27 protein-coding genes are annotated in these 26,118 nt (G+C 57.0%); 5 read left to right on the top strand and 22 right to left on the bottom strand.

Features of this window, described 5'->3' with window-relative positions; genetic code table 11:
• Window positions 1–90: 90 nt before the first annotated feature.
• A complete protein-coding gene (locus ACS603_RS16465; RefSeq protein WP_474944590.1) occupies window positions 91–1,098 on the top strand; it encodes a hypothetical protein in 1,008 nt (335 codons plus the stop codon).
• Window positions 1,095–2,183: a beta-galactosidase BglB gene (bglB, locus tag ACS603_RS16470; protein ID WP_474944591.1), complete on the top strand. Its 1,089-nt coding sequence runs from the start codon at window positions 1,095–1,097 to the stop codon at window positions 2,181–2,183. Before ACS603_RS16465 ends, bglB begins: the two co-directional genes overlap by 4 nt.
• A gap of 10 nt (window positions 2,184–2,193) precedes the next feature.
• Here the strand turns inward: bglB and ACS603_RS16475 are convergent, their stop codons facing one another.
• Entirely contained in the window at window positions 2,194–3,465 is a 1,272-nt protein-coding gene (locus ACS603_RS16475; protein ID WP_474944592.1) for a DUF445 domain-containing protein, read from the bottom strand.
• A 171-nt stretch (window positions 3,466–3,636) separates the two neighbouring features.
• On the opposite strand from ACS603_RS16475, the gene ACS603_RS16480 reads away from it, so the two are divergent.
• A complete protein-coding gene (locus ACS603_RS16480; RefSeq protein ID WP_166717774.1) occupies window positions 3,637–3,924 on the top strand; it encodes a BrnT family toxin in 288 nt (95 codons plus the stop codon).
• Window positions 3,911–4,213 carry a BrnA antitoxin family protein gene (locus ACS603_RS16485; protein ID WP_166717775.1) on the top strand — a complete coding sequence of 101 codons (303 nt, stop codon included), beginning with the start codon at window positions 3,911–3,913 and terminating at the stop codon, window positions 4,211–4,213. Before ACS603_RS16480 ends, ACS603_RS16485 begins: the two co-directional genes overlap by 14 nt.
• Window positions 4,214–4,248: 35 nt before the next feature.
• Here the strand turns inward: ACS603_RS16485 and ACS603_RS16490 are convergent, their stop codons facing one another.
• The 17 genes from ACS603_RS16490 to hpaG all read right to left on the bottom strand — a co-directional run bounded on the left by ACS603_RS16490 (window position 4,249) and on the right by hpaG (window position 21,684).
• Complete coding sequence (locus ACS603_RS16490; protein ID WP_474944593.1) at window positions 4,249–4,887, bottom strand: LysE family translocator; 639 nt, start codon at window positions 4,885–4,887, stop codon at window positions 4,249–4,251.
• 47 nt (window positions 4,888–4,934) lie between these two features.
• Window positions 4,935–5,678, bottom strand: a complete 744-nt coding sequence (locus ACS603_RS16495) for a helix-turn-helix domain-containing protein (protein ID WP_474944594.1) — start codon at window positions 5,676–5,678, stop codon at window positions 4,935–4,937.
• 179 nt (window positions 5,679–5,857) lie between these two features.
• Entirely contained in the window at window positions 5,858–6,403 is a 546-nt protein-coding gene (locus ACS603_RS16500; protein ID WP_182059443.1) for a YfaZ family outer membrane protein, read from the bottom strand.
• A gap of 388 nt (window positions 6,404–6,791) precedes the next feature.
• The gene (yjiA, locus tag ACS603_RS16505; RefSeq protein ID WP_182059444.1) at window positions 6,792–7,745 is read right to left on the bottom strand and encodes a GTPase; all 954 of its coding nucleotides are present in this window, start codon (window positions 7,743–7,745) and stop codon (window positions 6,792–6,794) included.
• 10 nt (window positions 7,746–7,755) lie between these two features.
• A complete protein-coding gene (locus ACS603_RS16510) occupies window positions 7,756–7,959 on the bottom strand; it encodes a YbdD/YjiX family protein (protein ID WP_003856610.1) in 204 nt (67 codons plus the stop codon).
• 99 nt (window positions 7,960–8,058) lie between these two features.
• Window positions 8,059–10,212 (bottom strand): carbon starvation CstA family protein, encoded by a 2,154-nt coding sequence (locus tag ACS603_RS16515; RefSeq protein WP_182059445.1) that lies wholly within the window; start codon window positions 10,210–10,212, stop codon window positions 8,059–8,061.
• Between the two features lie 207 nt (window positions 10,213–10,419).
• Window positions 10,420–11,319, bottom strand: a complete 900-nt coding sequence (locus tag ACS603_RS16520) for a helix-turn-helix transcriptional regulator (RefSeq protein ID WP_474944595.1) — start codon at window positions 11,317–11,319, stop codon at window positions 10,420–10,422.
• A 181-nt stretch (window positions 11,320–11,500) separates the two neighbouring features.
• The gene (locus tag ACS603_RS16525) at window positions 11,501–12,013 is read right to left on the bottom strand and encodes a 4-hydroxyphenylacetate 3-monooxygenase reductase subunit (RefSeq protein WP_182059447.1); all 513 of its coding nucleotides are present in this window, start codon (window positions 12,011–12,013) and stop codon (window positions 11,501–11,503) included.
• Between the two features lie 17 nt (window positions 12,014–12,030).
• Window positions 12,031–13,593: a 4-hydroxyphenylacetate 3-monooxygenase, oxygenase component gene (hpaB, locus tag ACS603_RS16530; protein WP_182059448.1), complete on the bottom strand. Its 1,563-nt coding sequence runs from the start codon at window positions 13,591–13,593 to the stop codon at window positions 12,031–12,033.
• 178 nt (window positions 13,594–13,771) lie between these two features.
• Window positions 13,772–14,704, bottom strand: a complete 933-nt coding sequence (gene hpaA, locus ACS603_RS16535; protein WP_315687777.1) for a 4-hydroxyphenylacetate catabolism regulatory protein HpaA — start codon at window positions 14,702–14,704, stop codon at window positions 13,772–13,774.
• Between the two features lie 9 nt (window positions 14,705–14,713).
• A complete protein-coding gene (gene hpaX, locus ACS603_RS16540) occupies window positions 14,714–16,060 on the bottom strand; it encodes a 4-hydroxyphenylacetate permease (protein ID WP_182059450.1) in 1,347 nt (448 codons plus the stop codon).
• A gap of 21 nt (window positions 16,061–16,081) precedes the next feature.
• A complete protein-coding gene (hpaI, locus tag ACS603_RS16545; protein WP_182059451.1) occupies window positions 16,082–16,879 on the bottom strand; it encodes a 4-hydroxy-2-oxoheptanedioate aldolase in 798 nt (265 codons plus the stop codon).
• A gap of 9 nt (window positions 16,880–16,888) precedes the next feature.
• Window positions 16,889–17,692 (bottom strand): 2-oxo-hept-4-ene-1,7-dioate hydratase, encoded by an 804-nt coding sequence (gene hpaH, locus ACS603_RS16550; RefSeq protein ID WP_108089514.1) that lies wholly within the window; start codon window positions 17,690–17,692, stop codon window positions 16,889–16,891.
• An 8-nt stretch (window positions 17,693–17,700) separates the two neighbouring features.
• A complete protein-coding gene (locus tag ACS603_RS16555; protein ID WP_446492082.1) occupies window positions 17,701–18,081 on the bottom strand; it encodes a 5-carboxymethyl-2-hydroxymuconate Delta-isomerase in 381 nt (126 codons plus the stop codon).
• Window positions 18,082–18,090: 9 nt separating this feature from the next.
• Window positions 18,091–18,942: a 3,4-dihydroxyphenylacetate 2,3-dioxygenase gene (gene hpaD, locus ACS603_RS16560; protein WP_474944596.1), complete on the bottom strand. Its 852-nt coding sequence runs from the start codon at window positions 18,940–18,942 to the stop codon at window positions 18,091–18,093.
• A gap of 1 nt (window position 18,943) precedes the next feature.
• The gene (gene hpaE / locus ACS603_RS16565) at window positions 18,944–20,410 is read right to left on the bottom strand and encodes a 5-carboxymethyl-2-hydroxymuconate semialdehyde dehydrogenase (protein WP_182059454.1); all 1,467 of its coding nucleotides are present in this window, start codon (window positions 20,408–20,410) and stop codon (window positions 18,944–18,946) included.
• Window positions 20,407–21,684 carry a 4-hydroxyphenylacetate degradation bifunctional isomerase/decarboxylase gene (gene hpaG / locus ACS603_RS16570; RefSeq protein WP_474944597.1) on the bottom strand — a complete coding sequence of 426 codons (1,278 nt, stop codon included), beginning with the start codon at window positions 21,682–21,684 and terminating at the stop codon, window positions 20,407–20,409. Before hpaG ends, hpaE begins: the two co-directional genes overlap by 4 nt.
• Before the next feature lie 268 nt (window positions 21,685–21,952).
• Between hpaG and hpaR the strand changes: the two genes are divergently transcribed.
• On the top strand, window positions 21,953–22,396 hold the full coding sequence (hpaR, locus tag ACS603_RS16575) for a homoprotocatechuate degradation operon regulator HpaR (RefSeq protein ID WP_182059456.1): 444 nt from the start codon (window positions 21,953–21,955) through the stop codon (window positions 22,394–22,396).
• A 1-nt stretch (window position 22,397) separates the two neighbouring features.
• On the opposite strand, the gene ACS603_RS16580 is transcribed toward hpaR, so the two are convergent.
• From ACS603_RS16580 to ACS603_RS16595, 4 genes are read right to left on the bottom strand one after another with little or no spacing between them, the layout of a single operon-like run.
• Window positions 22,398–23,654, bottom strand: a complete 1,257-nt coding sequence (locus tag ACS603_RS16580; RefSeq protein WP_474944598.1) for an FAD-dependent oxidoreductase — start codon at window positions 23,652–23,654, stop codon at window positions 22,398–22,400.
• Window positions 23,641–23,895, bottom strand: a complete 255-nt coding sequence (locus tag ACS603_RS16585; protein ID WP_474944599.1) for a (2Fe-2S)-binding protein — start codon at window positions 23,893–23,895, stop codon at window positions 23,641–23,643. Before ACS603_RS16585 ends, ACS603_RS16580 begins: the two co-directional genes overlap by 14 nt.
• On the bottom strand, window positions 23,892–24,995 hold the full coding sequence (locus ACS603_RS16590; protein ID WP_474944600.1) for an NAD(P)/FAD-dependent oxidoreductase: 1,104 nt from the start codon (window positions 24,993–24,995) through the stop codon (window positions 23,892–23,894). Before ACS603_RS16590 ends, ACS603_RS16585 begins: the two co-directional genes overlap by 4 nt.
• The gene (locus tag ACS603_RS16595; RefSeq protein ID WP_315687792.1) at window positions 24,992–25,933 is read right to left on the bottom strand and encodes a 4-hydroxyproline epimerase; all 942 of its coding nucleotides are present in this window, start codon (window positions 25,931–25,933) and stop codon (window positions 24,992–24,994) included. Before ACS603_RS16595 ends, ACS603_RS16590 begins: the two co-directional genes overlap by 4 nt.
• Window positions 25,934–26,118 lie beyond the last annotated feature (185 nt).

The raw sequence follows: 26,118 nt of genomic DNA on the forward strand, positions 1-26,118 counted from the left end.
ACAATCTGCGTGATTGGCCTCTCGCGACACTTATCAAACTCGCTGATGATACCTGCGTAATGTATTGATTCTGCGTGATATGAGGAAGCTATGTCTCAGGGTGAAGGGCGGTTGGCTCAGGGTGATGCAATAACGCATTTTCGTGTCAGCATCGCCAGAGAAGAGCGTTTTGCTGAGTTTTATACGGGAGAAGGGGCTGACGGGCGTTTGCATCATGCCAGCGGGCAGCCTGGAGAGTCGTTTTGTCGGCAGATTTTCTGCCAGACCCACGCCCGGCGCGGTGTGGATCCCTCACAGGCAATGCCTCTCAATCACATCGCTGAAAGCGGCGACAGCGGTATTGTCTCTTTCTCTGGTTTTCGCACCCTGCCTTTTCACGTGCAGTGCTGGCTGGGCGTCGATATTGTCGCGCCGCGTGATGGTGAATATGCCTTTCGGCTTGGCACCTGCGGCGGCGTGCGGGTGTGGCGTTCGGGCGAACAGCTTGCCTGTTTTACGCCGTTTACCCGCAATCAGATGCAGTACGTGCTCGTTCGGCTGGCGCTGCGTGAGGGCAAAAACAGCCTGCTTATCCATCTTGATGAGCTGTTTGAGCGTGACACCGATTTTTCGTTGCACATGGTCTATCTTGATGAGCCCGCGCTCGGTATCGTGCCGGTGACGGGAAACCCGCTGCCGGCAAACCCCGTACCGCCTGCGCCTGACGGCAATCGCCTGCTTGCACTGATAGCGCAACGCGAGTACGGCCCCGAAGCCGAGGCGCTGCTGTATCGTCTGCTAAAACAGGTGAGCGCGCGGGAAGAGGGGTCGGTATTTTCCCTGCTCACGCTTTTACAGCTGTGGAAAAACGCACGGCAGGAGGATTTCCCGGAGCCGCTGTGGCGAAGGGTGAAATCAACCATTCTGGGTTATCGCTACTGGCACGATGAACGCGGTTGCGATGCGATGGATTTCTGGGGTGAAAACGCGCCTGTGTTTCACGCGGCCCAGATGCAGGCCGGGGCGCTTTTCCCTGACGAACGTTTTATTGCCTCTTCACGCTTTGGCCATCAACAGCAGCGGCTGGGTGAAATGCGCCTGAAAGGAGTCAACGCATGAATAAAGAACAGCTAATGAGCACCCAGGAGCGCGTGGTGCGTGGTTTTTGTCGCCTGAAAAATCTTGATGAAGTGGGCGTGAGTGACGGCTTTGCAATCCATTTTGAAGAGTGGGAGTGGGAAGTCGGCGTGGGGCTGTACGGTTTCTGGCGCTTTGCCGATTTCCAGAACGATGCCGCCCTGCAACAGTCGATCCTCGAATGGTATGAAACCCAAATCGGCAAAGGCCTGCCGGAGATGCAGATCAATACCACGGCACCGATGATTGCCCTGGCGCTGGTGGCCGGGCATCATCAGCGCCAGGATCTGCTGGCAACGGTCAATGACTGGGCGGATGCCCTGCTGCGCGACCTGCCCAGAACCGAAGAGGGTGGTTTTCAGCATGTAGTGAAGGAACAACCCAACACCGGGCAGCTGTGGGACGACACGCTGTTTATGACCTGCCTGTTTCTCGGCGTGGCGGGCATTGTGCTCAAAAGACGTGACTTGATCGACGAAGCGGGATACCAGTTTTTGCTGCACACGCGATATCTCAGCGATCCGGTGACAGGGCTCTGGTATCACGGCTGGACGTTTGTGGATAAACACCACTTCGCGGGCGCGTTCTGGGCACGTGGCAACGCGTGGATAACCGTTGCCATCCCGGAATTTATTGCCCTGATGGGCGAGCATCTCGATGCCAGCGTGCGCCGGTATTTGTCGCAGGTGGTGGCGCGGCAGGTACGCACGCTTTGCGCGTTGCAGGCTGATAACGGCATGTGGCACACGGTGCTGGACGATCCGCTTTCCCCGCAGGAATCGTCCGCGACCGCGGGGATCGCCTACGGGATGCTGCGCGCGGTGCGCATGGGGATCCTCGATGAGTCCGTTAGCCGCTCTGCCCTGCGGGCGTTTGAGGCGGTGATCGCGCGGATCGACGACGGCGGACTGGTGCTCGAAGCCTCACGCGGTACGATGCTCGGCTGGGATATTCAGTACTACTGCGATATCGCGATGGCGCCGGTGCCTTACGCGCAGGCGCTGACGATGCTGCTGTTGCTGGAGATGGAGCAGGGCGGCTGGCTGGAAGAGAAAACCGGGGCGTAATGCCCCACTTTTATAGATGCAGTACCGTCGGGATTTGCGAGAGCAAAAACAGAATTAAACCAATGGTCCCGCCTACCAGCGTGCCGTTGACGCGGATAAACTGCAAATCTTTGCCGATATTCAGCTCTATCTGGCGTGACATATCTTCGGCGTCCCAGCTTTTTACCGTGTCGCTGATGTGGCGGGTGAGGAACGCAGCAAAGTCCGGCGCAACACGGTGTGCCGCCTGTTCCAGATGCTCGTTAAGCGAAGCCTGCAAGCTGGCATCCGCCATCAGCGTTTCGCCAAACCACAGCCCGGCGTTGGCGATGCGTTGCTTCACGCGTGAGTCTTCGCTTTGCATATCTGTCTTCAGCCACTGGCGCAGGTCGGCCCACATCTCCCCAAGATAACGGTTAAACGCCTCGTCATTTTTCAGGTAATGCTTGATGTTACCGGCTCTGGCGGCCATCTCCGGATCGTTTTTCAGGTTGTCGATAAGCTTTAGCGTGGCCCTGTCGAACGCCTGGCGGATCTGGTGGGTACGATCGTGGCTGATATCGTCCAGCAGGGTATTCACCGCGTTAGAGATCATCTCTGCGCTCTGCTCCCCCAGCCATTCGGTTGGCAACACCATCGCTTTGCGCGGGTGTTCCGTCTCAAGCCAGTGAACAACCTGTGTGGCGATAAATTCCCGTGAACTTTCACGCTGAATCAGCGTAATCAGCCTATTGATGATGGCGTCCAGCAGCACCTGATGGCGGTTGTTTCTGGTCATGCTTTCGAGGATGACGGCGCTGGTTTCGGTGAAATCCACCTTATCGATGGCCTTATGTACGGCGCGCTTTAGCAGGCGCTGGATGCGTCCGTCGTCGGTGAGTTCGAGGAACCCGCTCATCACCTGAATCAGATGCTGCCCCACGCGCCTGGCGTTGTCGGGCTGGCTGAACCAGCCGCCAATCATTTTGGCCGGTTCATAGCGGCGGATCAGCGCCACCAGGGACTGCGTATCGAGAAACTTCTCCTGTACGAACAGGCCGAGATTGTCGCCGATCCGGTCTTTATTGCGCGGAATAATCGCCGTATGGCGCGAGATAAACGGGACCGGCACGCGGCGAAACAGTGCGACCACCGCAAACCAGTCCGCCAGCGCGCCAACCATTGCCGCCTCGGCAATGGCCTTCACACCCCGCACCCAGAGGGTCTGAGGCAGGAGGAGCGTTGTGATAAATGCTGCGCCGGCAATCAGCAGCAGCGACAGCGCCAGCAGCTTGGCGCGCTTGAGTTCAGTCTGTTTTTCCATGGGGTAAGGATAGAGGCAAGCGGGGGGAAGATGCAAAGTGGGTGAAACATCATCTTATTTGCGATTCTGGAATACGGCTTCAGGAACGGGAGTGTACCGAGGGAAGTTTCGTTTAATTTTCCATCGTTTTGTATATTCTTTTTTGTATATACAATCAGGGAAGGGTACACTATGCCTACGGAGTTTGAATGGAATAGCAGCAAGGCGAAAAGCAACCTGCAAAAGCACGGGATCCGTTTTGAAGAGGCGGTTTTGGTTTTTGACGATCCCTGCCATTTGTCTGTACAGGAGCGTTATGAGAACGGCGAGTTTCGCTGGCAAACAATCGGACTTGTGCATGGCATCATTGTTATTCTGGTTGCGCACACGATCCGTTTTGAAAGCGGGAATGAAATCATTCGTATCATCAGCGCACGTAAGGCAGACCGTAAAGAAAGGAGCCGTTATGAGCATTGTTAAACATAAACGCGGTAGTGCTGCTGAAGTTAGCGTTCATCGCGAGGCCGAACTTCACGCGTTAGCGGAAAAACCCGACACGGAAATTGACTATAGCGATATTCCGGCAACGGATGGGGCGCTGTGGAACGACGCGGTGCGCGGCAAGTTCTATCGACCGTTAAAAACCCAGGCGTCTGTGCGTATCGATGCAGATGTTATGGAATGGCTTAAACGCCCGGGAAAAGGGTATCAGACGCGACTCAATGCTATTTTACGCGAGGCGATGCTGCGCGATCAGAACAAAAAATAGCGCTTAACGGGCAGCGCCAATGGCTGCCCATTCGCTCAGAAGGTGCTTCCCAGTAACCGCCACAGCACCCACCCGCCAAATACCATCAGCACTCCACCTGCCGTACGCTCAATAATCCAGACTGAGTGGCTTAACCTCTCCTGCACGGCGGGAAGCCCGATCAGTGACACCACGGCTAAGTCCCACACCAGCACAACCATCACCATCCAGATGCCGCTCACCGATTGCTGTAGCAAAGTTACGTCCGGCCCCAGCAACGCCGTCATTAACGCCAGGTAGAACAGGGCATTTTTCGGGTTCAGCAAGGCGGAGCCAAGCCCGAGCAGGATCTGTTTGCGCCATGTGGGGATGTGCGGGTTTGTTTCTGTTAGCGAAAGCGGCTGCGGTGTGCTGCGCACCAGCTGCGAACCGATCCACAGCAGGTACAGCGCTCCGCAAAGCTCGATAAGCGTAAACAGCCACGTAAACTGGCGCAGCGCGCTCCATCCCACAACCACCAGCAAAATATACAGCCCGTTGCCTGCGGCAATCCCTATGCACAGCCCGGCGCTTCCGCGCAGGCGGTAGCGTGCGGCGTAGCCTACCAACAGGAAAAAATCCGGCCCCGGGCTTAACAGGGCGACAAAATGTGCCAGCGCCAGGGCGAGAAATGCGGAGGGGAAGAACAGCTCCATAGTGACCTCATCATAAAAACAGAGGTCAGGTTACGGCTACCCAGAACCTATTTATTGTCTGATATTGATCGGCCCGTTGCGTACTGGCGAGGTGTGGCCGCCGTATAACTCACGAAGGTTTTGTGGAAATGGCTCTGATCGGCAAAACCGCTCTGGTAGCCAACGTCTGCAATATCATCTCCGGCACGCAGCCTCGCTTTGGCGTACTCCACGCGTGAGATGTTGAGAAAACTGCCCGGCGTTAAGCCAGTATCTTGCTTAAAAGAGCGGATCAACGTCTCTTTACGCAAGGAAAATTGCTGCGCCAGTACGTCCAGCGAGGGCGGGGTGGCAAGGTCAGACAGCAACGCCTGCTGGAGTAACTGGCTGGTGGGTCGCAGTACGTGTTTGTCTTCGTCGCACTGGGGGAGAGCAGAAAGCAGTGCATTAAGCGCAGAGGGCGTCATATTTTCAACAATATCAAGATAATGCGCAAACAGTGATTCATCGCGGATAACCTGCAGCGCGAGAGGCAAATCGGTGTCGATATAGAGCATATGGTAGCTGCGCGGTTGATCTGCCACTGGGTTACAGCTGTGTGGTACGTAGGCCGGGATCACCACGATGTCGCCAGCCTCCAGAAGGTACTCTTGTCCATTACATACGCAGTGCGTCTTCCCTTCCACAATGGCGCCGACTGAGAGCTGAACATGGCTGTGGCGTTTATATGCCTGCCTACTGTGCCATGTGCTGCGCAGCTCTACACCCGGTTGCCGGGAAAAGGTCTGGTGAATATGGCGCGGTGTTGTCATTGGTCTGTCCTGACTTCGTTTTATTTTTTATAGCACAGCTGAATGCAGAGTCGGAGATCAGGATGGCGAGAAAGCGATTTGTTTTATGTCACATTTAACATTAATCGTATCAATAATTGGCTGGACGAGCGTTAATAAAAAACCTGCCATCTGGCAGGTTTTTTTGAACCCAAGAAGACTTAGAAGCTCACGCCGCCGCCAACATAGGCACCGTCGATCAGAGTGTGGTTTGGACGACCGTCTTTGCCATCAACGCTCACGTGGCGGTAACCCACTTTCAGGGTCACAGGTTTGATTGGGGTCCAGCTCACGCCGCCGTTTGCTTCTACGTAGTTTTTCACGCTGTTGTTCAGGCCGTCTGGTGCCACATAGCCTTCACCAAACACATTAATGCTGTCGGTCAGGGCAACGCTCACGCCACCACCGATAGGGAAGGCCACGCCGTTATCGCCTTTTTTCGGGCCAACGTAGAGGGCTTTCGCACCTGCGTTCAGCATCACCGGGCCAACTTCGAAATTGTAGCCTGCACCCACGCCACCGGTCGTGGTGCCGTCATCGGTATTTTTCAGCCAGCTACCTTCGGTGTATAAACCAGAGGTCGATTTGCCCATTTCAACATTCAGGTTAGTGAAGTTTTTACCCTGCTCAATACTCCCGCCCATTGCCAGTGCGGAACCCGACACAACAGTCAGAGCAGAAAGGATAAGAACGTTAAGCTTTTTCATGAGTGTTTCCTCGTCATCAAATTAATCTGAGGACACCTTAACAAGCGATGTTTATGACTGCAAATGTGAGGTGGTTCGCAATTTTATGCTTATTTTGTTAATGGATTTATCTTTTAGTGTTGGTTAAAGGTTGGTTTACCGCGGCGTCAATACGTATTGTTTTGGAGTTTAGAAAAAGTTTAATTTTCTATCTAAACAGACGTTGAACAGGCAAGGGATATTGGTTTGGTATGAATTAATTGCGCTTCTTATAATTTCCAATAATGTTTCTGTCGTTATGGATGAATACCTAAATTTACATTTTAATGTTTAATTTATACGCAGTTCGGCGCTTATAGACGCTCCCGTTAACCCTTTTCTTCGAGGAGAGGATTAACGGGATGGGGCGCTACTTACGTAACCCCGCAAACGCCGCCCGGATCTCATCTTCCGGCAGCGCCAGGCCAATAAACACCATCACGCTCCGTGGTGCTTCATCACCCCAGGGTCTGTCCCAGTCGGCGCTGTACAGGCGCTGCACGCCCTGGAACAGCAGGCGGTTTGGCTCGCCGTCTATCCACAACATCCCTTTGTAGCGCAGCAGCTTATCGGCGAATGACAGCAGCAGGTTTTCCATTACGCGGGACACGTCGCTGATATCCACCGGGTAATCCAGCTCGACCACAATCGACGACACATCGTTTTGCTTGTCGGCCATAAAGTGAAAGCGCGGCTTCGAGGTGACGTTCTCTTCCAGCATAAAACCGTTGGTGTTGAACAGCTGAGACAGGTCGATATCGCCGTGGGTCACGGTATAAACCGGTGCACGTGAGTTAATGCGTGCCAGGCGTTCGCGCAGCTTTTCGCTGTCGCCCGCCACATCGGTTTTGGTCAGCAGGATGCGGTCGGCGTAGCCCACCTGAGACTGGGCGATGGTGAACTGGTTCATCTGTTCGTCGGCGTGTACCGCATCAACCAGCGCAATCACGCCGTCCAGCAGGTAGCGCTGGCAGAGGATTTCATGAGAGAAAAAGGTCTGAATAATCGGGCCGGGATCGGCCATGCCGGTGCATTCAATCACCAGGCGGTCGAAGTCGATCTCCCCGCGATCCCGGCTGTCGAGCAAATCGAGAAGAGCGTCTTCTAATTCATTAGAGCGGGTACAGCAGATGCAGCCGTTGGTCAGGGTTTTGATCTGCGTGGCGCGATCGCCAATCAGCTGGTCGTCTACCGAGACTTCGCCGAATTCGTTTTCGATGACGGCGATTTTGAAGCCGTGCTGTTCGTTCAGAATATGGCGCAGCAGGGTGGTTTTACCTGCGCCGAGAAAACCGGTCAGCAGGGTGACGGCAATCGGGGTCATGGTCTCTCCTTTAGCAGCAGCGTACGCCGCCTTCTCCACTTCCGCCGTAGCGTGCTTCCTGACGCTCGCGGAAGAATTCGGTGTAGGTCATGTACGGCTTATCCGGGTGATTGGTCTTCATATGCTCAACGTAGTTGTCATAGTCCGGGATGCCAATCAGCATTTTCGCCGCCTGACCAAGGTATTTTTTCGCTTCGCCTAAATTACCAAACATTGTGGTTTCCAGATAGAAAAAGCCCGACGAGGGGGCCGCCGGGCGTTGTTTCCCCTCACCCCAACCCTCTCCTAAAGGGAGAGGGGGGAGGATTGCGGATTAATGGTGTGAAGAAGTCTTCACGCCACCTTCAGGAACCGGTACATACGGGGTTTCTTTATCCGTACGACCACTCGCGTTACGCACATTCATCCAGGTTTTGATGCCGTAGAAGATAATGCTGTACACCACCACCAGGAACAGAATACTCAGGCCTGCGTTGGTGTAGTTATTCACCACGATATGGTTCATGTTGGCAATCTGCTGCGCGGTCAGGTCCGCGCCGCCTGCGGCAATCTTCGCTTTGTACTGGTTAGCCATGAAGAAGAAGCCTTCCAGCTGCGGGTTGGCGCTGAACAGTTTCAGGCCAAGCGCCCAGGTGGTGCAGAGCAGCAGCCACAGCGCAGGTACCACAGTCACCCAGATGTATTTGGTGCGTTTCATTTTCACCAGGACAACGGTACCCAGCACCAGGGCAACAGCCGCCAGCATCTGGTTAGAGATACCGAACAGCGGCCACAGGCTCTTCACGCCGCCCAGCGGGTCGACAACGCCCTGATACAGCAGGTAACCCCACAGACCAACACAGCCCGCAGTACCCAGCACGCCTGCCACCAGAGAGTCGGTTTTCTTCAGGAACGGCACGAAGTTGCCGAGCAAGTCTTGCAGCATAAAGCGGCCAGCACGGGTACCGGCGTCCAGTGCAGTCAGGATGAACAGCGCTTCAAACAGAATACCGAAGTGGTACCAGAAGCCCATGTCCGCCCACGGCAGCACTTTGTGGAACACGTGGGCGATACCCACAGCCAGCGTCGGTGCGCCACCCGCACGGTTCAGAACCGACGGTTCGCCAATGTCCTTCGCCGTCTGCATGATCTGCTCAGGTGAAATCACAAAGCCCCAGGAGCTGACGGTTGCCGCAGCGTGTGCGCTCGCATCTTTCAGCTGCGCCATGATCAGCGCCGCGTTGTCACCGCCCATCTCGTGCAGGTTTGGCATGGTGATGCCCAGACCGGCTGGTGGAGTATTCATCGCGAAGTACAGGCCTGGCTCAATAATGGACGCTGCCACCAGAGCCATGATCGCCACGAAGGATTCCATCAACATGGCACCGTAGCCGATCAGACGCGCGTCTTTCTCGTTCGCCAGCAGCTTCGGTGTGGTACCGGAGGCAATCAGCGCGTGGAAGCCAGATACAGCGCCACAGGCGATGGTGATGAACAGGAATGGGAACAGTGCGCCTTTCCACAGTGGGCCAGTACCGTCGATGTACTGCGTTACTGCTGGCATTTTCAGATCCGGGTTAATCACCAGGATACCGATCGCCAGACCGACGATCACGCCGATTTTCAGGAAGGTCGCCAGGTAGTCACGCGGTGCCAGAATCAACCAGACCGGCAGCAGGGCTGAGACGAACGCATAACCGATCAGCGCGAAGGTGATGGTGGTGTCCTTGAAGGTCAGCGCCGGGCCCCAGTACGGGTCGTGTGCAATCACGCCACCGAAGTAGATGGACGCCACCAACAGCACAATACCAATCACCGACACTTCGCCCACACGTCCTGGGCGCAGGAAGCGCATGTAGATACCCATGAACAGCGCAATCGGCACGGTAGAGCAGACGGTGAAGACACCCCACGGGCTTTCGGCCAGTGCTTTCACCACGATTAACGCCAGCACCGCAAGGATGATGATCATAATCAGGAAGCAGCCGAACAGGGCGATAGTCCCCGGCACGCGGCCCATCTCTTCTTTGACCATCTCACCCAGAGAGGCACCGTTACGGCGAGAAGAGATAAACAGCACCATAAAGTCCTGCACTGCACCCGCCAGCACCACGCCTGCGAGCAGCCACAGGGTACCTGGCAGGTAACCCATCTGTGCCGCCAGTACCGGGCCGACCAGCGGACCTGCACCCGCAATCGCGGCAAAGTGGTGGCCAAACAGCACGTAGCGGTTGGTTGGCACGTAGTTCAGGCCGTCATTGTTGATGACCGCCGGCGTGGAACGCGTCGGGTCAAGCTTCATGACCTTTTGCGCGATATAAAGACTGTAGTAGCGATAAGCCACAAGGTAGACGGAAACAGACGCGACCACGATCCACAGGGCGCTTACGTGTTCGCCCCGGCGTAATGCGACAACCGCCAGACAGAAAGCGCCGAGGATCCCGAGTAAGGCCCAGGGCACGTGCTTCAGTAGTTTTTTAGTATCCATAATAGACCTGGTTTTTTATGTAAAGAAAAAAGGGTCAGGGTTCGTTGTGTGGAGGTATTGATTAATGCTGGTGGGATCGTGCCAGATCGTTACACATGTAAAGGAAGGTAAATGGGCGAGTGGTTGTAAGTCGTGGGTAAGCGGTCAAAGATGCGGGCGAGTGGTTCAGACTCGCCGCAGGCGGTAAAAATTATGTGATTCAGATCACTACGTTAGCGTCTCTGGCTCCTGGGTCAGGTAGCCTTCCAGCGTATCCAGAAGCTTATCTTTCAGCCATTGCGGCTCCAACACCCGAATGTCGGGCAGCCAGTAGAAAATCAGCGGCAGGATCTGATTCTCGTGCGCAGCCTTGCAACGAAGCGTTGTGCCGCTGTGTTGTTCGGCAATCAGCTCCTGTTCTGGCAGTAAATTCCGGCGTCTGAAGTAGTGTGAAATATTATTGTTTATGAATATTTTCACCTCGAAAGTATTTTCCGATACCCAGGGGCCAGGGTTTTTTTCCAGCAGTGCAAGGGTGCTTTCTTCAGGGGTAAATGTGACGTTCTGAATATCAAACCAGCTTATCTGGCTTAGCGAAAAGGATTTCAGTCGGCTATTTTCGGTGGCTTGTAAATACCATATATTCTTTTTGTTAATGAGTTTGTAGGGGTTAATTTGACGTGTTTTACCTTTATAAACGATCTGGCAAACATTACAATTTTTAATCGATTTCTCAATATTGGGTAAATGGCGACGAATATCCGTTTTCACGGTATGTTCTGCATTGTTGCCCAAAATGAGAATATGATTGTCATCCACGCGGGTTTCGAGCTGTTGCCAAAAATCAGCATTTCGCTCAGGAAAAAAATTATCAGCATTCAGGAAGTTAGCAATGGTGTGGTGCAGCCCCTGCCCGGAGGGCGCTTGCGGGGAGTGGATCAGTCGATATTGCCCATTACCGGTGTGCTCAACAATGGGTGAGAGTGCATTCAAATCACGATACACGGTGCGCTCAGTAATTTTAAATTTATCCATCAGCGCACTTCGGTTTACCACACCGTTTAAATGTAGCTCTACCAGAATATCGACCAGACGTTCAGCCGAGCGGCTCCGCGTCGCATTAGCCATAAGGTATTCCTGTTAATTTAATGGATTTACGCTGAATTATGCGGACGGCACTGACACGGGATGTCAGTATTCAGGCGCAGTAAATTTCTCTTATGGTTATATAACGGCGTGATTTAGCGGAAACCTTAATATTTTTTGCGGGAAGCCGCGCTGGCCGGGGGATAGCCAGCGCGTAGAGGGGTCAGATGACAGCGTCCATCTCCGTCATTACCGGGTGGAAACGACGTTTAAAATAGATCAGGCCGTGGCCCTCCTGGCTAAGGGTGATATTTTTAATTTCAACCAGATAGACCAGATGTGTACCAATGGTCTGCACCTGGCTTATCTCTCCTTCAAGGCTTGCCAGCGCACCTTTAAGCACTGGCTGTGCCAGCGGGCCTTTCTGCCAGCAGGAAAGATTAAAACGCTCTTCCATCACCATGCCGGTCATTCCGGCGAAGTGGCGAGCCATGATCTCCTGCTCGTGGTTCAGCACGTTAACGCACAGTCTGCCGTTGCCCTGAAAAACCGGATTCATGGCGCTGTTGGCGTTGATGCATACCATCAACGACGGTGGTGTGTCCGTGACGGAACAGACGGCGGTAGCGGTAATGCCGCAGCGGCCGGCATCGCCTTCGGTGGTGACAATATTGACCGCGGCCGACAGGCTGGCCATTGCGTCGCGAAAACGCAGGCGTTGTTCATCTGATTGCATTGAAACCTCCCGCTGCGTTATTTCAGCAGCTTGTCCAGCATGTTGATATCGGTGTTGTTGTGCAGGTGCGGTACCGTCCAGCCGTGCTGGTCATACTCAGACATGCAGCGGTCGACCATCGCCATCATTTTGTCCATGTTGCCGGAGCTTTGCGCCTGACGCAGGCATTGCAGGCGAATTTCATCCTGGCTGCCGGAGTAGTTGATCTCATACAGCTCATGACGGCCGCCAAACTCGCTGCCGATGGCATCCCACATCAGTTTTAAAATCTTGATGCGTTCAACGTGATCCATACCGTTGGAGCCACGCACGTACTTCGCCAGATACTTGTCGATTTGCGGGTTGTTCAGGTCGCGGGCGCTGGAGGGCAGATAGATAAGCCCGCTGGTAACGTTACGCTCGATGATGTTTTTGATCTTCGCATAGGCCATTGGCGCCATGACGCGATAGGTTTGCAGCGCGGCATGATCCGGCAGATATGCGCCGTTCACCCACGGAGTCGCTTCTGAACACATGGAGTCGCTCAGTGCCCAGAACATATTACGCCAGGCCACCACTTCGCCCAGGTCTGCCTGCACGCCGCGGAACTCCAGCGTCCCGGTGCACTCCAGCGATTTCTTCAGCAGAGCAGTGATAAAGTCGAGTTTCACCGCCAGACGCACGCAGGCTTGCAGCGGATACATGCGGGCAAAACCGCCTTCCATGGTCCAGCGACGGCAACGGTCGAAATCGCGATAGATGAGCACGTTTTCCCACGGGATCAGCACATTGTCCATCACCAGAATGGCGTCGTTCTCGTCGAAACGGCTGGAGAGCGGGTAATCGTAAGGGGAGCCGGTGGCCCCGGCCACCATCTCGTAAGAAGCGCGCGAGATAAGCTTCACGCCTTCGGCATCCATCGGGGCGACGAACATCAGCGCGAAGTCCGGGTTTTCCCCCATCACCTGCGCAGAGCCAAAGCCAATCATGTTGTAGTGGGTCAGCGCCGAGTTGGTTGCCACCACTTTCGCGCCGCTGACGATGATCCCGGCGTCGGTCTCTTTTTCCAGCTTGATGTAGACGTCTTTCACCTCGTCCGCCGGTTTGTGGCGATCGATCGGCGGGTTAACAATCGCATGGTTGAAGTACAGGCCAGTTTCCTGAATGCGGGTGTACCAGTTGCGGGCGTTCTGTTCGAACTGGCCGTAGAAGGCCGGGTTAGCGCCAAGCGCGCAGCCAAACGCAGCTTTGTAATCCGGTGTGCGTCCCATCCAGCCGTAGCTCAGGCGCGACCACTCGGCGATGGCGTCGCGTTGCTGGCGCAGGTCGTCGGCGCTTTTCGCCACGCGGAAGAACTTATGGGTATAGCCGCCGCTGCCAGTGTCGGTGCCCCAGCACAGCGTGTCCTGCATGTCCGGTTTGTGCAGGGCGTCGTACATCTGCGCGATGGATGCCGCCGCATTACGAAACGCCGGATGGGTGGTGACGTCTTTGACGCGTTCGCCGTAGATATAAATCTCACGGCCGTCCTGGAGGCTTTTTAAATACTCTTCGCCGGTTAATGGACGTTTGGCATCAGCGCGGAAATCTTCAGGCTTCATAGGGACCTCGTATCGGAATAGGGTTTGTTAAATTTGTGTTTTGTTTTTGTTGTTTAATTGAAGCCTGAGAGGGGCGGAACGTGAAGGGACGTTTGGGACAACGGCGGGTACTTTTCGCGAGAGATCGCAGAGTGTGATTTCCCTCACCCTAACCCTCTCCCAAAGGGAGAGGGGACGGTTACTCCCTCTCCCTTTGGGAGAGGGCAGGGGTGAGGGGAACAGGGGAAACCGGTACTTTCTGCGCCCGGTACGTGCTGGGTGAACATCCCACTAAGCGATTAAAAAATCGGGCGAAATAGGCCGGATCTTTAAACCCCAGCTGCCAGGCAATCTCGTTCACCGCGTTATCGGAAAAAAGCAGCAGCCGTTTGGCTTCGCGCAGTTGCCGGTCGAAGATCAGCCGTTTCGGCGGGCGGTTGGCGAAGCGGCGGCAGATATCGGTCAGGCGGGATTCGGTGAGATGCAGTTCGCAGGCGTAGTCCGGCACCGTCCAGTGCTGGTGGTAGTGGGTGTCGATCATCTGGTTAAAACGCTGGAACAGCTTCAGCTCGCCGCGCATCCCGCTGGCCGCGTGGTCGTCGAGCTTCGCGTTGCGCAGCAGCAGAGTGAACACCGCCTGGGCTAAAAGTACCAGCGTATGTTCGCGTCCGGGCAGTTGTTCCGTGGATTCGCGTTCGATCAGCCGCCAGTAATGTTTCAGCGCCGCCAGCTCGTCCGGTTTGTCGGCCAGGGACAGGCAGATCCCCGGCAGGCCGAACGCTTCCCGCGTGCCGGGGTAGAGCACTTCAAGCAGGGGCCAGACCAGATCTTCGCGTACCGTCAGCACATGCCCGTCGCTGTCGGATTCAGTGATAAACGCGTGCGGTACCGACGGTGGCGTGAGCACAAACAGCGGAGCCTGTACCGAATAGCGATGATCGTCGAGCTGAAGCTCAATCTGCCCGGTATCCAGAAAGTGCATCTGAAAGAACTGGTCGTGGCGATGCGCCTGCATATCGCGGCCAAAAAAGGCCGCCATGCGGGCAAACGACTGATAGTGCACATCGTCGGTGCCCAGACTTTCGTCGTACTCTTTGCTGATATCGATATTCGCTATCGGGCTTTGGCACATAACCGCTCCTTAGTGGATCTTCTGCGCCGCCATGCCTGGCACATTTTCACGGCTTTCCCGCTGGGTCATCGGGATACGCGTCAGCACCAGCGCGCCCACCACCAGCAGCCCGGCCACAAACCACAGCCCTGAGCTAAAGCTGCCGGTTGTATCGCGCAAGATGCCGATCAACAGCGGGCTGACGGCCGAACCCACATTCCCGATGGCGTTGATCACCGCCAGTGCCACCGCGCGGGATTGCAGGCTAATAACCTGATCCGGTGTGGTCCAGAATATCGCCATAGCGGTAAAGGATCCGGTTGAGGCCATGATGATGCCAAGCAGCTGGATCAGGCTGTGGTCGGTCGCCGAGGCCAGCATCCATCCCGCCGCCGCGAACAGATACGGCAGGATGGTGTGCTTTTTTCGCTCTTTCAGCCTGTCGGAGCGGCGGCTCCACCAGATCATCCCAAGGATGGTACAAAACTGCGGGATCGCCGCCAGCAGGCCAATCACGATATTGCTGCTGTGGCTGTTAAAGCTTTGCAGGATCTGCGGCGTCCAGATGTTGATCGCACTCAGTGTGTTGGTCAGGCAGAAATAGGCCAGCGTGTAGAGCAGTACCGCCGGGGTCAGCACTTCACGCAGCGTCGAGCGCGGGGTGGTGGCGTTTGCAATCGCGTGCTCCTGCTCGCGGGCAATCATCGATTTCAGCGTCTGTTTTTCTTCATCATCAAGCCAGGTGGCCTGATCTGGCGTGTCGTTAAGGAAAAACCAGGTCACGACGCCGAGCACCACTGACGGCAACCCTTCCAGAAGGAACAGCCACTGCCAGCCTTTCAGGTTCCACAGGCCGTCCAGCGCCAGAATATAACCCGAGAGGATCGAGCCGAGCATCATGGTCACCGGCATGGCAATCATAAATAGCGCGTTGGCGCGGGCGCGGTGATAGGCGGGGAACCACCAGGTGAGATACACCAGGATCCCCGGCAGGAAACCGGCTTCGGCAATGCCGACCAGCATTCGCAGTACGTAGAGCGTCTGCGGGCTGGTGGCGAACATCGTACAGGTAGACGCAATGCCCCACACCACCATGATCCCGGCGATCCAGCGGCGCGCGCCGATCCTCGCCAGCATGATGTTGCTTGGGATCCCGCACAGCACGTAGGTGACGTAAAACAGCGTTGCCGCCAGGCCAAACATGGTGGAGGTCAGGCCCAGATCTTTGCCCATCGTCAGCCCGGCAAAGCCAATGTTAATGCGGTCAAGAAACGAGAAGACAAACAGGATAAAGAGAAACACGATCAAACGACGGAACAGCTTGTTAATCACGCGATGTTCTACAGCTTTATTATCTTGCAGGGTAGAGGTCGTCATGGTGCGCTCCACATCGTCCGTTCAGTAGACGGATTTATTGTTATTGACTGATGTAACCGGTTTTTCGATAAAACGGGCTGCCAGCGCTTCGGCGCTACGGGCCAGCAGGGTGGTATCCACACCCACGGCGACAAACAGCGCACCGAGTTCGAGATAGCGTTTTGCCAGCGTTTCGTTAGCCATCAGGATACCGGGCGCTTTACCTGCGCTCAGGATCTGCCCGATGGCCTGTTCGATGGCGGCCTGCACATCCGGGTGCTGCGGATTACCGGCAAAACCCATGTCGGCGCTGAGATCCGCCGGGCCGATAAACACCCCGTCGACCCCTTCGACATCCAGGATCTGCGGCAGGTTTTTCAGCGCTCTTAGGGTTTCTATCTGCACCAGCACGCACATGGCATCGTTCGCCTGCTGCAGGTAATCAGGAATACGGTTCCAGCGCGACGCGCGGGCCAGCGCACTGCCAACCCCGCGGATCCCCGCAGGGGGATAACGGGTGGCGCTCACCGCCAGACGGGCTTCGTCGGCATTTTGTACCATTGGCACCAGCAGGGTTTGCGCGCCCACATCCAGCAGCTGTTTGATCTGCACCGGATCGTTCCAGGACGGGCGCACCACCGGCTGGCTGGCGTAAGGCGCAATCGCCTGTAACTGTGTTAAGACGGTTTGCACGTTGTTTGGCGCGTGTTCGCCGTCGATCAGCAGCCAGTCGAAACCCGCGCCTGCCAGCAGCTCTGCGCTGTAGCTGCTGGTCAGCCCCAGCCACAGGCCGATTTGCGGCTTTCCGGCTTTCAGCGCGGTTTTAAATGCGTTTTGCATGGTGAACTCCTACACAAAGCGGCAGCTAATCGAGCCCATGTTGCCGTAGTCCACGTGGAAGGTGTCGCCCTTGCTGGCGGCCACCGGGCGCGTAAACGAACCGCCGAGGATGATTTGCCCCGGTTCAAGCTGCACGTCGTACGGCGCCAGTTTGTTTGCCAGCCACGCCACGCCGTTCGCCGGGTGGTTGAGTACGCCTGCGGCGACGCCGGTTTCTTCGATCACGCCGTTGCGATAGAGCAGGGCGGAGATCCAGCGCAGATCCAGCTCGTCGGGTTTAATCGGCCGTCCGCCGAGGATCACACCGGCGTTGGCGGCGTTATCGGAAATGGTGTCGAACACTTTGCGCGGGCGCTGGGTGTCGGGATCGATGTTGTGGCAGCGGGCGTCGATCAGCTCCAGCGCCGGGATCACATAGTCTGTGGCGTTGTAGACATCGAAGATCGTGCAGTTAGGGCCGCGCAGCGGTTTGGCCAGCACGAACGCCAGCTCCACTTCAATACGCGGGACGATAAACCGATCGACGGGAATGTCGCTGCCGTCGTGGAAGAACATGTCGTCCAGCAGCGCGCCGTAGTCCGGTTCGCTTATCTGCGAGCTGGCCTGCATGGCTTTGGAGGTGAGGCCGATTTTATGGCCTTTCAGCACGCGGCCTTCGGCGATTTTCAGGCTTACCCATTCGCGCTGTACGGCGTAGGCGTCGTCGATGGTGATCGTCGGGTAATCCAGCGAGATCTGGCGGATCTGCTCGCGGGATTGCTCCGCCTGGTGCAGACGATGTGCGATCAGGGTATGGGTGTGTTTATCGAGCATAAAAGACCTCAGCGAAACAGTGCGTGCACATTGTTTTGTTTGTAATTGAGCGTCGGGTGCAGTTCGTCGAGCTCAAACGACAGCGCCAGATAGCGGCTTTCCATCAGCTCTGCAAAATGCGTTTTGATAAGCCCAAACAGCATCTCTCCCACCGCCTCGCGGCTTTCCAGGCTGCGCCCGGTGCCTATTTTCAGTGTCATATGCACAAACGCGTAATCGTGCTTACCGTCGGCCATCTGCCAGGTATCCAGCCAGTGTGCGCGGCTACGGATACCGCCGAGCGGGAAAATGCCCGTGGCGGCGAGCGCCTCGTTCACTTTGGCGAACAATCCCGGCAGGTCGGCCTGCTCGCGGATATTGTCGGTACATTCAGCAATAAAATGCGGCATGGTGGCTCCTTACGCGGGAAGCGGGAAAACAGCGTTGACCTGGCCGGTGCCGGAGCTGGCGAACAGCTCGGTGAGAAACTCCACCTTGCCGTTGTATTTATCCCAGCCGAGCATCCCCAGCAGCATCACCGTGTCGTGCATATTGCCCTCGCCGTAGCAGTAGTCAGCATACTCCGGCAACATGCTGCAAAACTCCCTGAACTGGCCTTCGCGCCACAGCTTCACCACGCGCTCGTCCATCTGGCGGTCGAACTCGCGGGTATAGCTGTTCATCCCTTCTTCTGCACGCTGGTCGTCGATAAAACGGTGCGACAGGGAACCGCTGGCCAGCACGGCGACCGTGCCGTCGTATTGCGCAATCGCGCTGACGATAGCTTCACCGAGTCTGCGGCTGTCGGCGAAGTCGTGCACGGTGCAGAACGCCGAAATCGAGATCACTTTGAAGTGCTTGTCGCTGTTCATGTAGCGCATCGGCACCAGCGTGCCGTACTCCAGCTTCAGGCTCGGGATGTTATGCGCTTTGGCCCGCACGCCGAGCTTCACCGCTTCGTCGGCAATCAACTGACCGAGTTCTGGATTGCCGTCGTAGTCATAGGTCATGTCACGGATAAAGTGCGGTAGCTCGTTGCTGGTGTAGAGGCCAGAAAAATGATCCGCACAGTTAATGTGATACGCGCTGTTCACCAGCCAGTGGGTGTCGAAAACGATAATGGTATCGACGCCCAGCTCGCGGCAGCGCTTGCTGATCTCTTTGTGTCCGTCGATGGCCGACTGACGGCAGCCGTGGTTTTTCCCCGGCAGCTCAGAAAGATACATCGACGGGACGTGGGTGATTTTTGCCGCTAACGCTAACGTACCCATATCAGACCCCCCATTTTGGAATCGGATGGTTGCCCATAGAGATACAGACGTTTTTCATTTCGGCGAACACTTCAAAGCTGTACTCGCCACCTTCGCGCCCGGTGCCGGAGGCCTTCACGCCGCCAAACGGCTGGCGCAGGTCGCGCACGTTCTGGGTGTTCACAAACACCATGCCGGCTTCGATATTGCGTGCCAGACGCAGCACTTTGCTCACATCCTGGGTCCAGATATAGGACGCCAGACCGTACTCCACGTCGTTGGCCAGGCGCAGACCTTCTGCTTCGTCTTTAAACGGCAGCAGGCACGCCACCGGCCCGAAGATCTCTTCCTGGGCCACGCGCATCCGGTTGTTCACATCGGCCAGCACGGTCGGGCGCAGGAAGTTACCGCCTTTCAGGTGTGCAGGCAGGTCGGTGGGTTTGTCCGGCCCGCCCGCCAGCAGGGTGGCACCCTCTTCAATACCGAGGCGGATATAACCCGAGACTTTTTCCCAGTGTTGCTGGCTAATCAGCGCACCGACCTGCGTGTTCGGATCGGTTGGGTCGCCCACGCGCAGGCGGTTGGCGCGCTCGGCGAAACGTTTGACGAATTCCGGGTAGATGCTCTGCTGAATGAAAATGCGCGAGCCCGCGGTGCAACGCTCGCCGTTGATAGAGAAGATGGTGAACAGGGCGGCATCCAGCGCGCGCTCGATATCGGCATCTTCAAAAATCAGTACCGGTGATTTGCCGCCCAGCTCCATCGAGTACTTTTTCAGCCCGGCATTTTTCATGATGTTGCGCCCGGTGGCGGTACCGCCGGTAAAGGAGACGGCGCGCACATCGTGGTGACGCACCAGCGCATCACCTGCTGTCGCGCCATAGCCCTGCACCACGTTCAGCACGCCCGCCGGAATACCGGCTTCCAGCGCCAGCTCGCCCAGACGGTCGGCAGTCAGCGGGGAAAGTTCAGACATCTTCAGCACCGCGGTATTGCCCAGCGCCAGACACGGCGCGACTTTCCAGGTGGCGGTCATAAACGGCACATTCCACGGTGATACCAGCGCACAAACGCCCACCGGCTGCACCAGGGTGTAGTTCAGCATCGTGTCATCAACCGGGTAGGTTTTGCCGTTCATCTGCTGGCACACTTCGGCGAAGAACTCGAAGTTGTGCGAGGCGCGCGGGATCAGCACGTTTTTGGTCTGGTGGATGGGCAGACCGGTGTCGGCGGTTTCCATGGCGGCTATTTCAGGTACGTTCTGGTCAATCAGATCGCCCAGGCGGCGCATCAGGCGCGCGCGCTCTTTCATCGGCAGGTTAGCCCATTTCGGGAACGCCTCTTTTGCCGCCGCAACGGCCTGATTTACCTCGGCTTCACCGCCGGAGGCCACTTCTGCCAGTACCTCGCCAGAGGCTGGATTAGTAGTGTGGAAGTAGTCACTTCCCGCTACGTTTTTGCCGTTGATCCAATGGTTTATCTTTTTCATTTTGTCGTCTCCTCACTGACAATTCGGTTCACCAGGCGGCCCACGCCTTCCACTTCCACCACCACTTCGTCGCCAGGCACCACGTCGGAAAGCCCTTTCGGCGTGCCGGTGGCAATCATGTCCCCCGGTTGCAGGGTCATAAATTCGCTCAGGTACGCAATCAGGAAGGGGATGCTGAAGATCAGGTCTGCCGTGGTGCCTTCCTGGCGTAATTCGCCGTTAACGAAGGTGCGCAAGGCCAGGTTGTGCGGGTCGGGAATGGCTGCTTTCGCCACGATGTTGGGGGAAATCGGCGTCAGCCCGTCACGGCTTTTCACCCGCAGATTCGGGCGATAGTAGTTTTCGAGGTAGTCGCGGATGGCGTAGTCGTTACAGACCGTATAGCCCGCGACATAGTCCATCGCCTCGGCTTCACTCACCTTGTGCGCAGTTTTGCCAATGACCACCACCAGCTCCGCTTCGTAGTGCATATATTCAACGTTGTCCGGGCGGACTGACGTCTGGTTATCACCGTTAAAGGTGTTCGGGGCTTTGATAAACACCAGCGGCTCGGTGGGTGGTTTGAAGTCCAGCTCGCTGGCGTGATCGGCGTAGTTCAGCCCCAGGGCAAACAGCGTAGGGTGTGAATGTGGGCCTTGCGCAGGGGCGATATCGCGTTCGTTGACGACCGGGTTTTCCAGCGCCGGGAAACCTTCGGCCAGAATGCGCACCCGATCGCCCGGACGCAGCGCCACGCGGGCCTGCGGTGTGCCGAGCAAAATGGCATCGCCAGGGTTCAGGGTGGCAAATTCGCTCAGGGCGCTGAGCAGTTCGGCGGCGCTGCGCTGTAAATCTGCGGTGTTCCAGTGGTCTGCTTCACGGCCATTGATTTCGGTAATGATGGTCAGGTTATCGACGTTATCAACCGCCACAAGCTCACCCAGAGGGCAGAAGCCGTCACGGCATTTGGCTTTGATGGCCGGGCGGTAGAAGCTCTCTTCCGGCAGGCTCACTTCGTTTGCGAGTGCGTATCCGGCGATGTACTCCGCCGCGTCTTCAGCCTGCACCTTGCGGGCGGTTTTCCCCACCACCAGCGCGACCGTGGCCCCGCTTAACACCGTTTCACCTTGCGGGAACGGGATGGGGTCGCCGGCACGAATAACGGTGTTGCCCGGTTTAATAAACCAGACGGCGGTTTTCGGCGGGGTGTTATAGGGGGCTTTTTCAAACGCTTCACGCCAGGTTTCACGCTGGCTTTGATGATTCAGCGCGACGGCAAAAACAGTACCTTTCATTGACTACTCCTCAGGCCGGAGGTCCGGATTATGATTTCATTAATATGTTAATGATCTGGTTTTATGCTTTTGCTGTTTGTTTCGCAATCAGAAGTGAAAATTTTGTGATAGGAATAACAATAAATTTACATATATAATTAAAATGATATATTTATCAGTGTGTTAATAAAAATCCGTTGTTTCTGTTAGACTTTTTGCCAGAAAACGTGTTGTTTATAAAAACAGCTTTTTTGAATTGTTTACTTGTTAATGATTTCCGGGAGTGGCTATGCATGACTCATTAACCATCGCGTTATTACAGGCGCGGGAAGCGGCGATGTCTTACTTCCGCCCGATTGTGAAGCGGCATAACCTGACCGAACAGCAGTGGCGGATTGTGCGCGTGCTGGCTGAACATCCTTCGATGGATTTTCACGATCTGGCGTTTCGGACCTGCATTCTGCGCCCGAGCCTGACGGGCATTCTCACGCGCATGGAGCGCGACGGGCTGGTGCTACGCTTAAAGCCGGTGAACGACCAGCGCAAGCTGTACGTGTCGCTGACCAAAGAGGGTAACGCGCTGTATGAACACGCCCAGGCGCAGGTGGAAGAGGCTTATCAGCAGATTGAGGCGGAATACACGCCGGAGAAAATGCAGCAGCTGACGGCGCTGCTGGAAGAGTTTATCGCGCTCGGCAACCGCCATATCGCCGAACGCGGGGAAGACGAGTAACTCAGCCCTCCGGCTTTGCCAGATGGATAAGCGTGTCGATTCGCGCGGGGGAAAGTGGCTCGCGCGGGTGCGGCAGCGGCCAGCCGTACAGCCAGCGGGCGCTGGTGGCGCAGGTTTTCCCCTGACAGGCGCCCATGCCACAGCGCGAGGCGAGCTTCGCCGCCTGCCAGCTTTCGGCATTTTGCACATCGCCACAGCGTACATCTTCGCAGCGGCAGAGCAGGGTGTCGGCAGTGGTAACGTCTTTTAGCGATTCCGGTAAGGCGAATGTGGCATGGAGCGCCCGGGCAAAACGCTGCCAGCGTGTACGGGCGGCGAGGGCTTTTTCTGCCTTCCCGGGGTTATCCGCTGCGATATAGCCCGCAATTTCCCCTTCGGCCAGTGCCAGCTCACTGCCGCCAAAGCCGGTGCATTCTCCCGCAGCATAGATATCCTCCACGCTGGTGCGTTGAGAAGCATCGACCCGGATAGCCTGATTTTCGGTTGCGCAGCCGAAGATAAGCCCCGGCTCGAGATTGGGCACCAGTCCGTAGCCGATAGCCAGCCTGTCACAGGCTATCTCCTGATTTTTCCCGCCGTGGCGTACGGTCACGGACTGAAGATGTGCCTCTCCCCGGGCACGGATAACCTGGCTTGCCGGGCGATAGTGGGCCGGAAAAAGCTCGCCGAGCTGGAACAGTTTTTCTGGCCAGCGCCAGAGCCCTGCCGCGAACCGGGCCAGCGCGCTCACCGGCGCTTGTTCGATGATGGCAACGATATTCCCGCCTGCGCGTTTCACCGTACTGGCAACCGCCAGCAGCAGCGGCCCGCTACCGGCGATGACCACCCGCTCGCCGTTGAGCGGCAGGCCGTGTTTAATCTGCGCCTGTAACCCACCGGCCCCCGTTACGCCAGGAAGCGTCCAGCCAGGAAACGGCAGGGAGAGTTCCCGTGCGCCGCAGCATAAAATCAGCCGCTGCCAGCGGATCGCGCCGCAACTGTCTGCGGTTTCAAACACCACGGAATGCGGTTCAGGGCGGGCAATCAGCCGGGCACCGTTAAGCAACGTAATGGCTGGCTGTTCCGCCACCGCCTGACGCAGACGTAAGGCGCGCGGAGGCAGCGAAACCTGCGGGCCATCGCGCCAGATTTGTCCGCCAGGACGCGGGTTGTCGTCGAGAATTATCACTGATTTTCCGCAACGTGCGGCGGCCAGTGCCGCCGACAGCCCGGCTGGCCCTGCGCCGAGGACAAGGATCTCGCAGTCAAACGTGCGCATGTTGGCTCCTTTCTATCACCATATCGGGCTGGCATTCCGTCTGGCAGGCCAGTACCCGGCATCCATTCACCGTAACGCGGCACTCCTGGCAAATGCCCATGCCGCAGAAGGGGGCGCGCGGCTCACCGCTGACCGAACGGCGCGTTACGCTATCGCCCGTCAGTGCCAGCGCCGCCGCGATGCTGATGCCCGCAGGAACGTCACAGGGTTCACCTTCGATAATCAGGTTCAGGGTTGTCATGCGATGGCCTCATGTTTGTGCAGCCGCGCGGGGAGCCAGGCATCCGGGGAAACGGGCGGACGTTCGCCGAGGATCTGTGCGCAGAGCAGTTCGGCGGTTGCGGGGGCGGTGGTGACGCCCAGCCCTTCGTGCCCCAGCGCCAGCCAGACTCCCGGGCGCGTGGGATGCGGGCCGATGAGCGGGTTGCCGTCTGCCGATGCGGCACGAAAACCGCTCCAGCAGCGGATGATATTCAGACTCTCCAGCGAGGGTAAAAAATGACGCGCACGCGCCAGCATGGTTGCCAGAAGAGGCAGATCTATCTCGCGGTCGGTGTTGTCGAACTGGCGGGAAGAGCCAATCAGCAGTTGCCCGGTCGGGCGCGGCTGGATATTAAACGCCACCGACGTGCCACCCGCATGAGCGCTGGCACCGTACCCCAGCTCGACCAGCTGATGGCTGAGCAACGGGCCGTAGCGATCGGTGATCGCCAGCTGGCCTTTTTTCGCCCGCAGCCAGTTTTCATCCAGCAGCCTGTTGGCGCCCAGCCCGCAGGCAATGACGATGGTGCCCGCCCGCAGGCGTTTGCCGCTGTGCAGGGTGACGTAAGGGGCATCGACTGCGAGGGCGCGGTCATGAAGATGCGTGATATCGGCATCCTCAATAAACCAGCGGGCGACGTTCGGCGCGTAAACAATTCCGTCTCCGGGCACCCACAGCCCGCCGCTGAGCCGGGAGGTGAGCAGGGGTTCACGTGCGGCAAGCTGGTCGCGGGTCTGCATGTCGCTGGCGACCTGGTATTGCGCCATCCGCTGTTGTTTTTCCTCTGCCAGCTCAAGCTCCTGTGGCGTTTCCGCCAGCCACAGCGTGCCGCATCCGCGCCAGGCACAGCTTTCCGGCATGTGGGGCGTCAGTTCCCGCCAGCGCGCCAGCGACCGGGCTGAGAGGGTAAGTTCAGCGGGATCGTCATCCATACACACCAGATGCCCCATCCCTGCCGCCGTTGCGCCCGCGTTGCCGTCGTCTACCAGCGTGACCCGCTGCCCGCGCTTTGCCAGTTGCCAGGCGCAGGCAGCACCGATGATCCCGGCTCCAATGACAATGACGTCGGTTTCGGTCACAACGTGATCCCCCAGCGGAACGGATCGTCCGGATTGAGGATCAGCCGGTTATCGCCGCAGACCCACGCTTCACCGCGGATCGTCGGGATGATTTTGCTGCCATGCGGCACGAAATGGGCAGTAAATTCGCTGCCGATGATGCTCGCCTGCCGCCAGCTTTCCCCGGGCCTGAGTTTGCCGTCCCCGGCCAGACAGGCCAGCTTGGCGCTGGTGCCGGTGCCGCAGGGGGAGCGATCCCAGGCTTTACCCGGGCAGAGCACAAAGCTGCGGCTGTTTGCCCGGTCATCTTCTGCGAAGAGTTCAATATGGTCGATAATGCCGTCATGTTCGCCACGAATGCCCGCACGTTCTAACCCTTCCCGGATTGCCCAGGCATACTCCGTTAACTGCGGGATCTGGTCCGGTATCACGGCGAACGGATGATCGTTGACGAGGAAGAACCAGTTCCCGCCCCAGGCGATATCGCCCGTTACCGTGCCGTGTGTGGTTTCAACCTGCACCTGTTTGCGCCAGCGATACGCCGGGACGTTCTCTACCGAAACGCTGCCATCCGCGTGCAGCGTGGCGGTCACATCACCCACCGGGGTTTCAATCAGATGTTTACCCGGCTGAATACGCCCAAGCCAGGCCAGCGAGGCGATAAGGCCGATCGTGCCGTGGCCGCACATGTTCAGAAAACCGCTGTTGTTGAAGAAGATTACCCCCGCCGTGGCCTGCGGTGACAGCGGCTCGCAGAGCAGGGCACCGACCAGGACATCGTTACCGCGCGGCTCAAGGATGATGGCTTTGCGCCAGTCGTCATAGTCGCGGGCGAAGCGATCCCGGCGCTCGGCCATATTTCCTGTGCCCAGATCCGGAAAACCGTCGATCACCAGGCGGGTTGGTTCGCCGCCGGTGTGGGAGTCAATTACTCTCAGTTCGCTGTGCTGCGCTGTCATGGGATCTCCGGAAAGTTAATACCTTGTTGCTAAATGCTGGCGTAAGGCTGGCATTCCTGCTTGATCGCTTTCGCCACCAGAAATGACGAAATCAGCACAGTGACCGGTTTCATTCTTAAGTGAAATTCATATTTATTTCTTATTAATCATTCTGTTGATGGTGTGGTAAACCAAAAAAGGCAACA

This window comes from Enterobacter sp. Li2LvB3 (genome assembly GCF_056156645.1).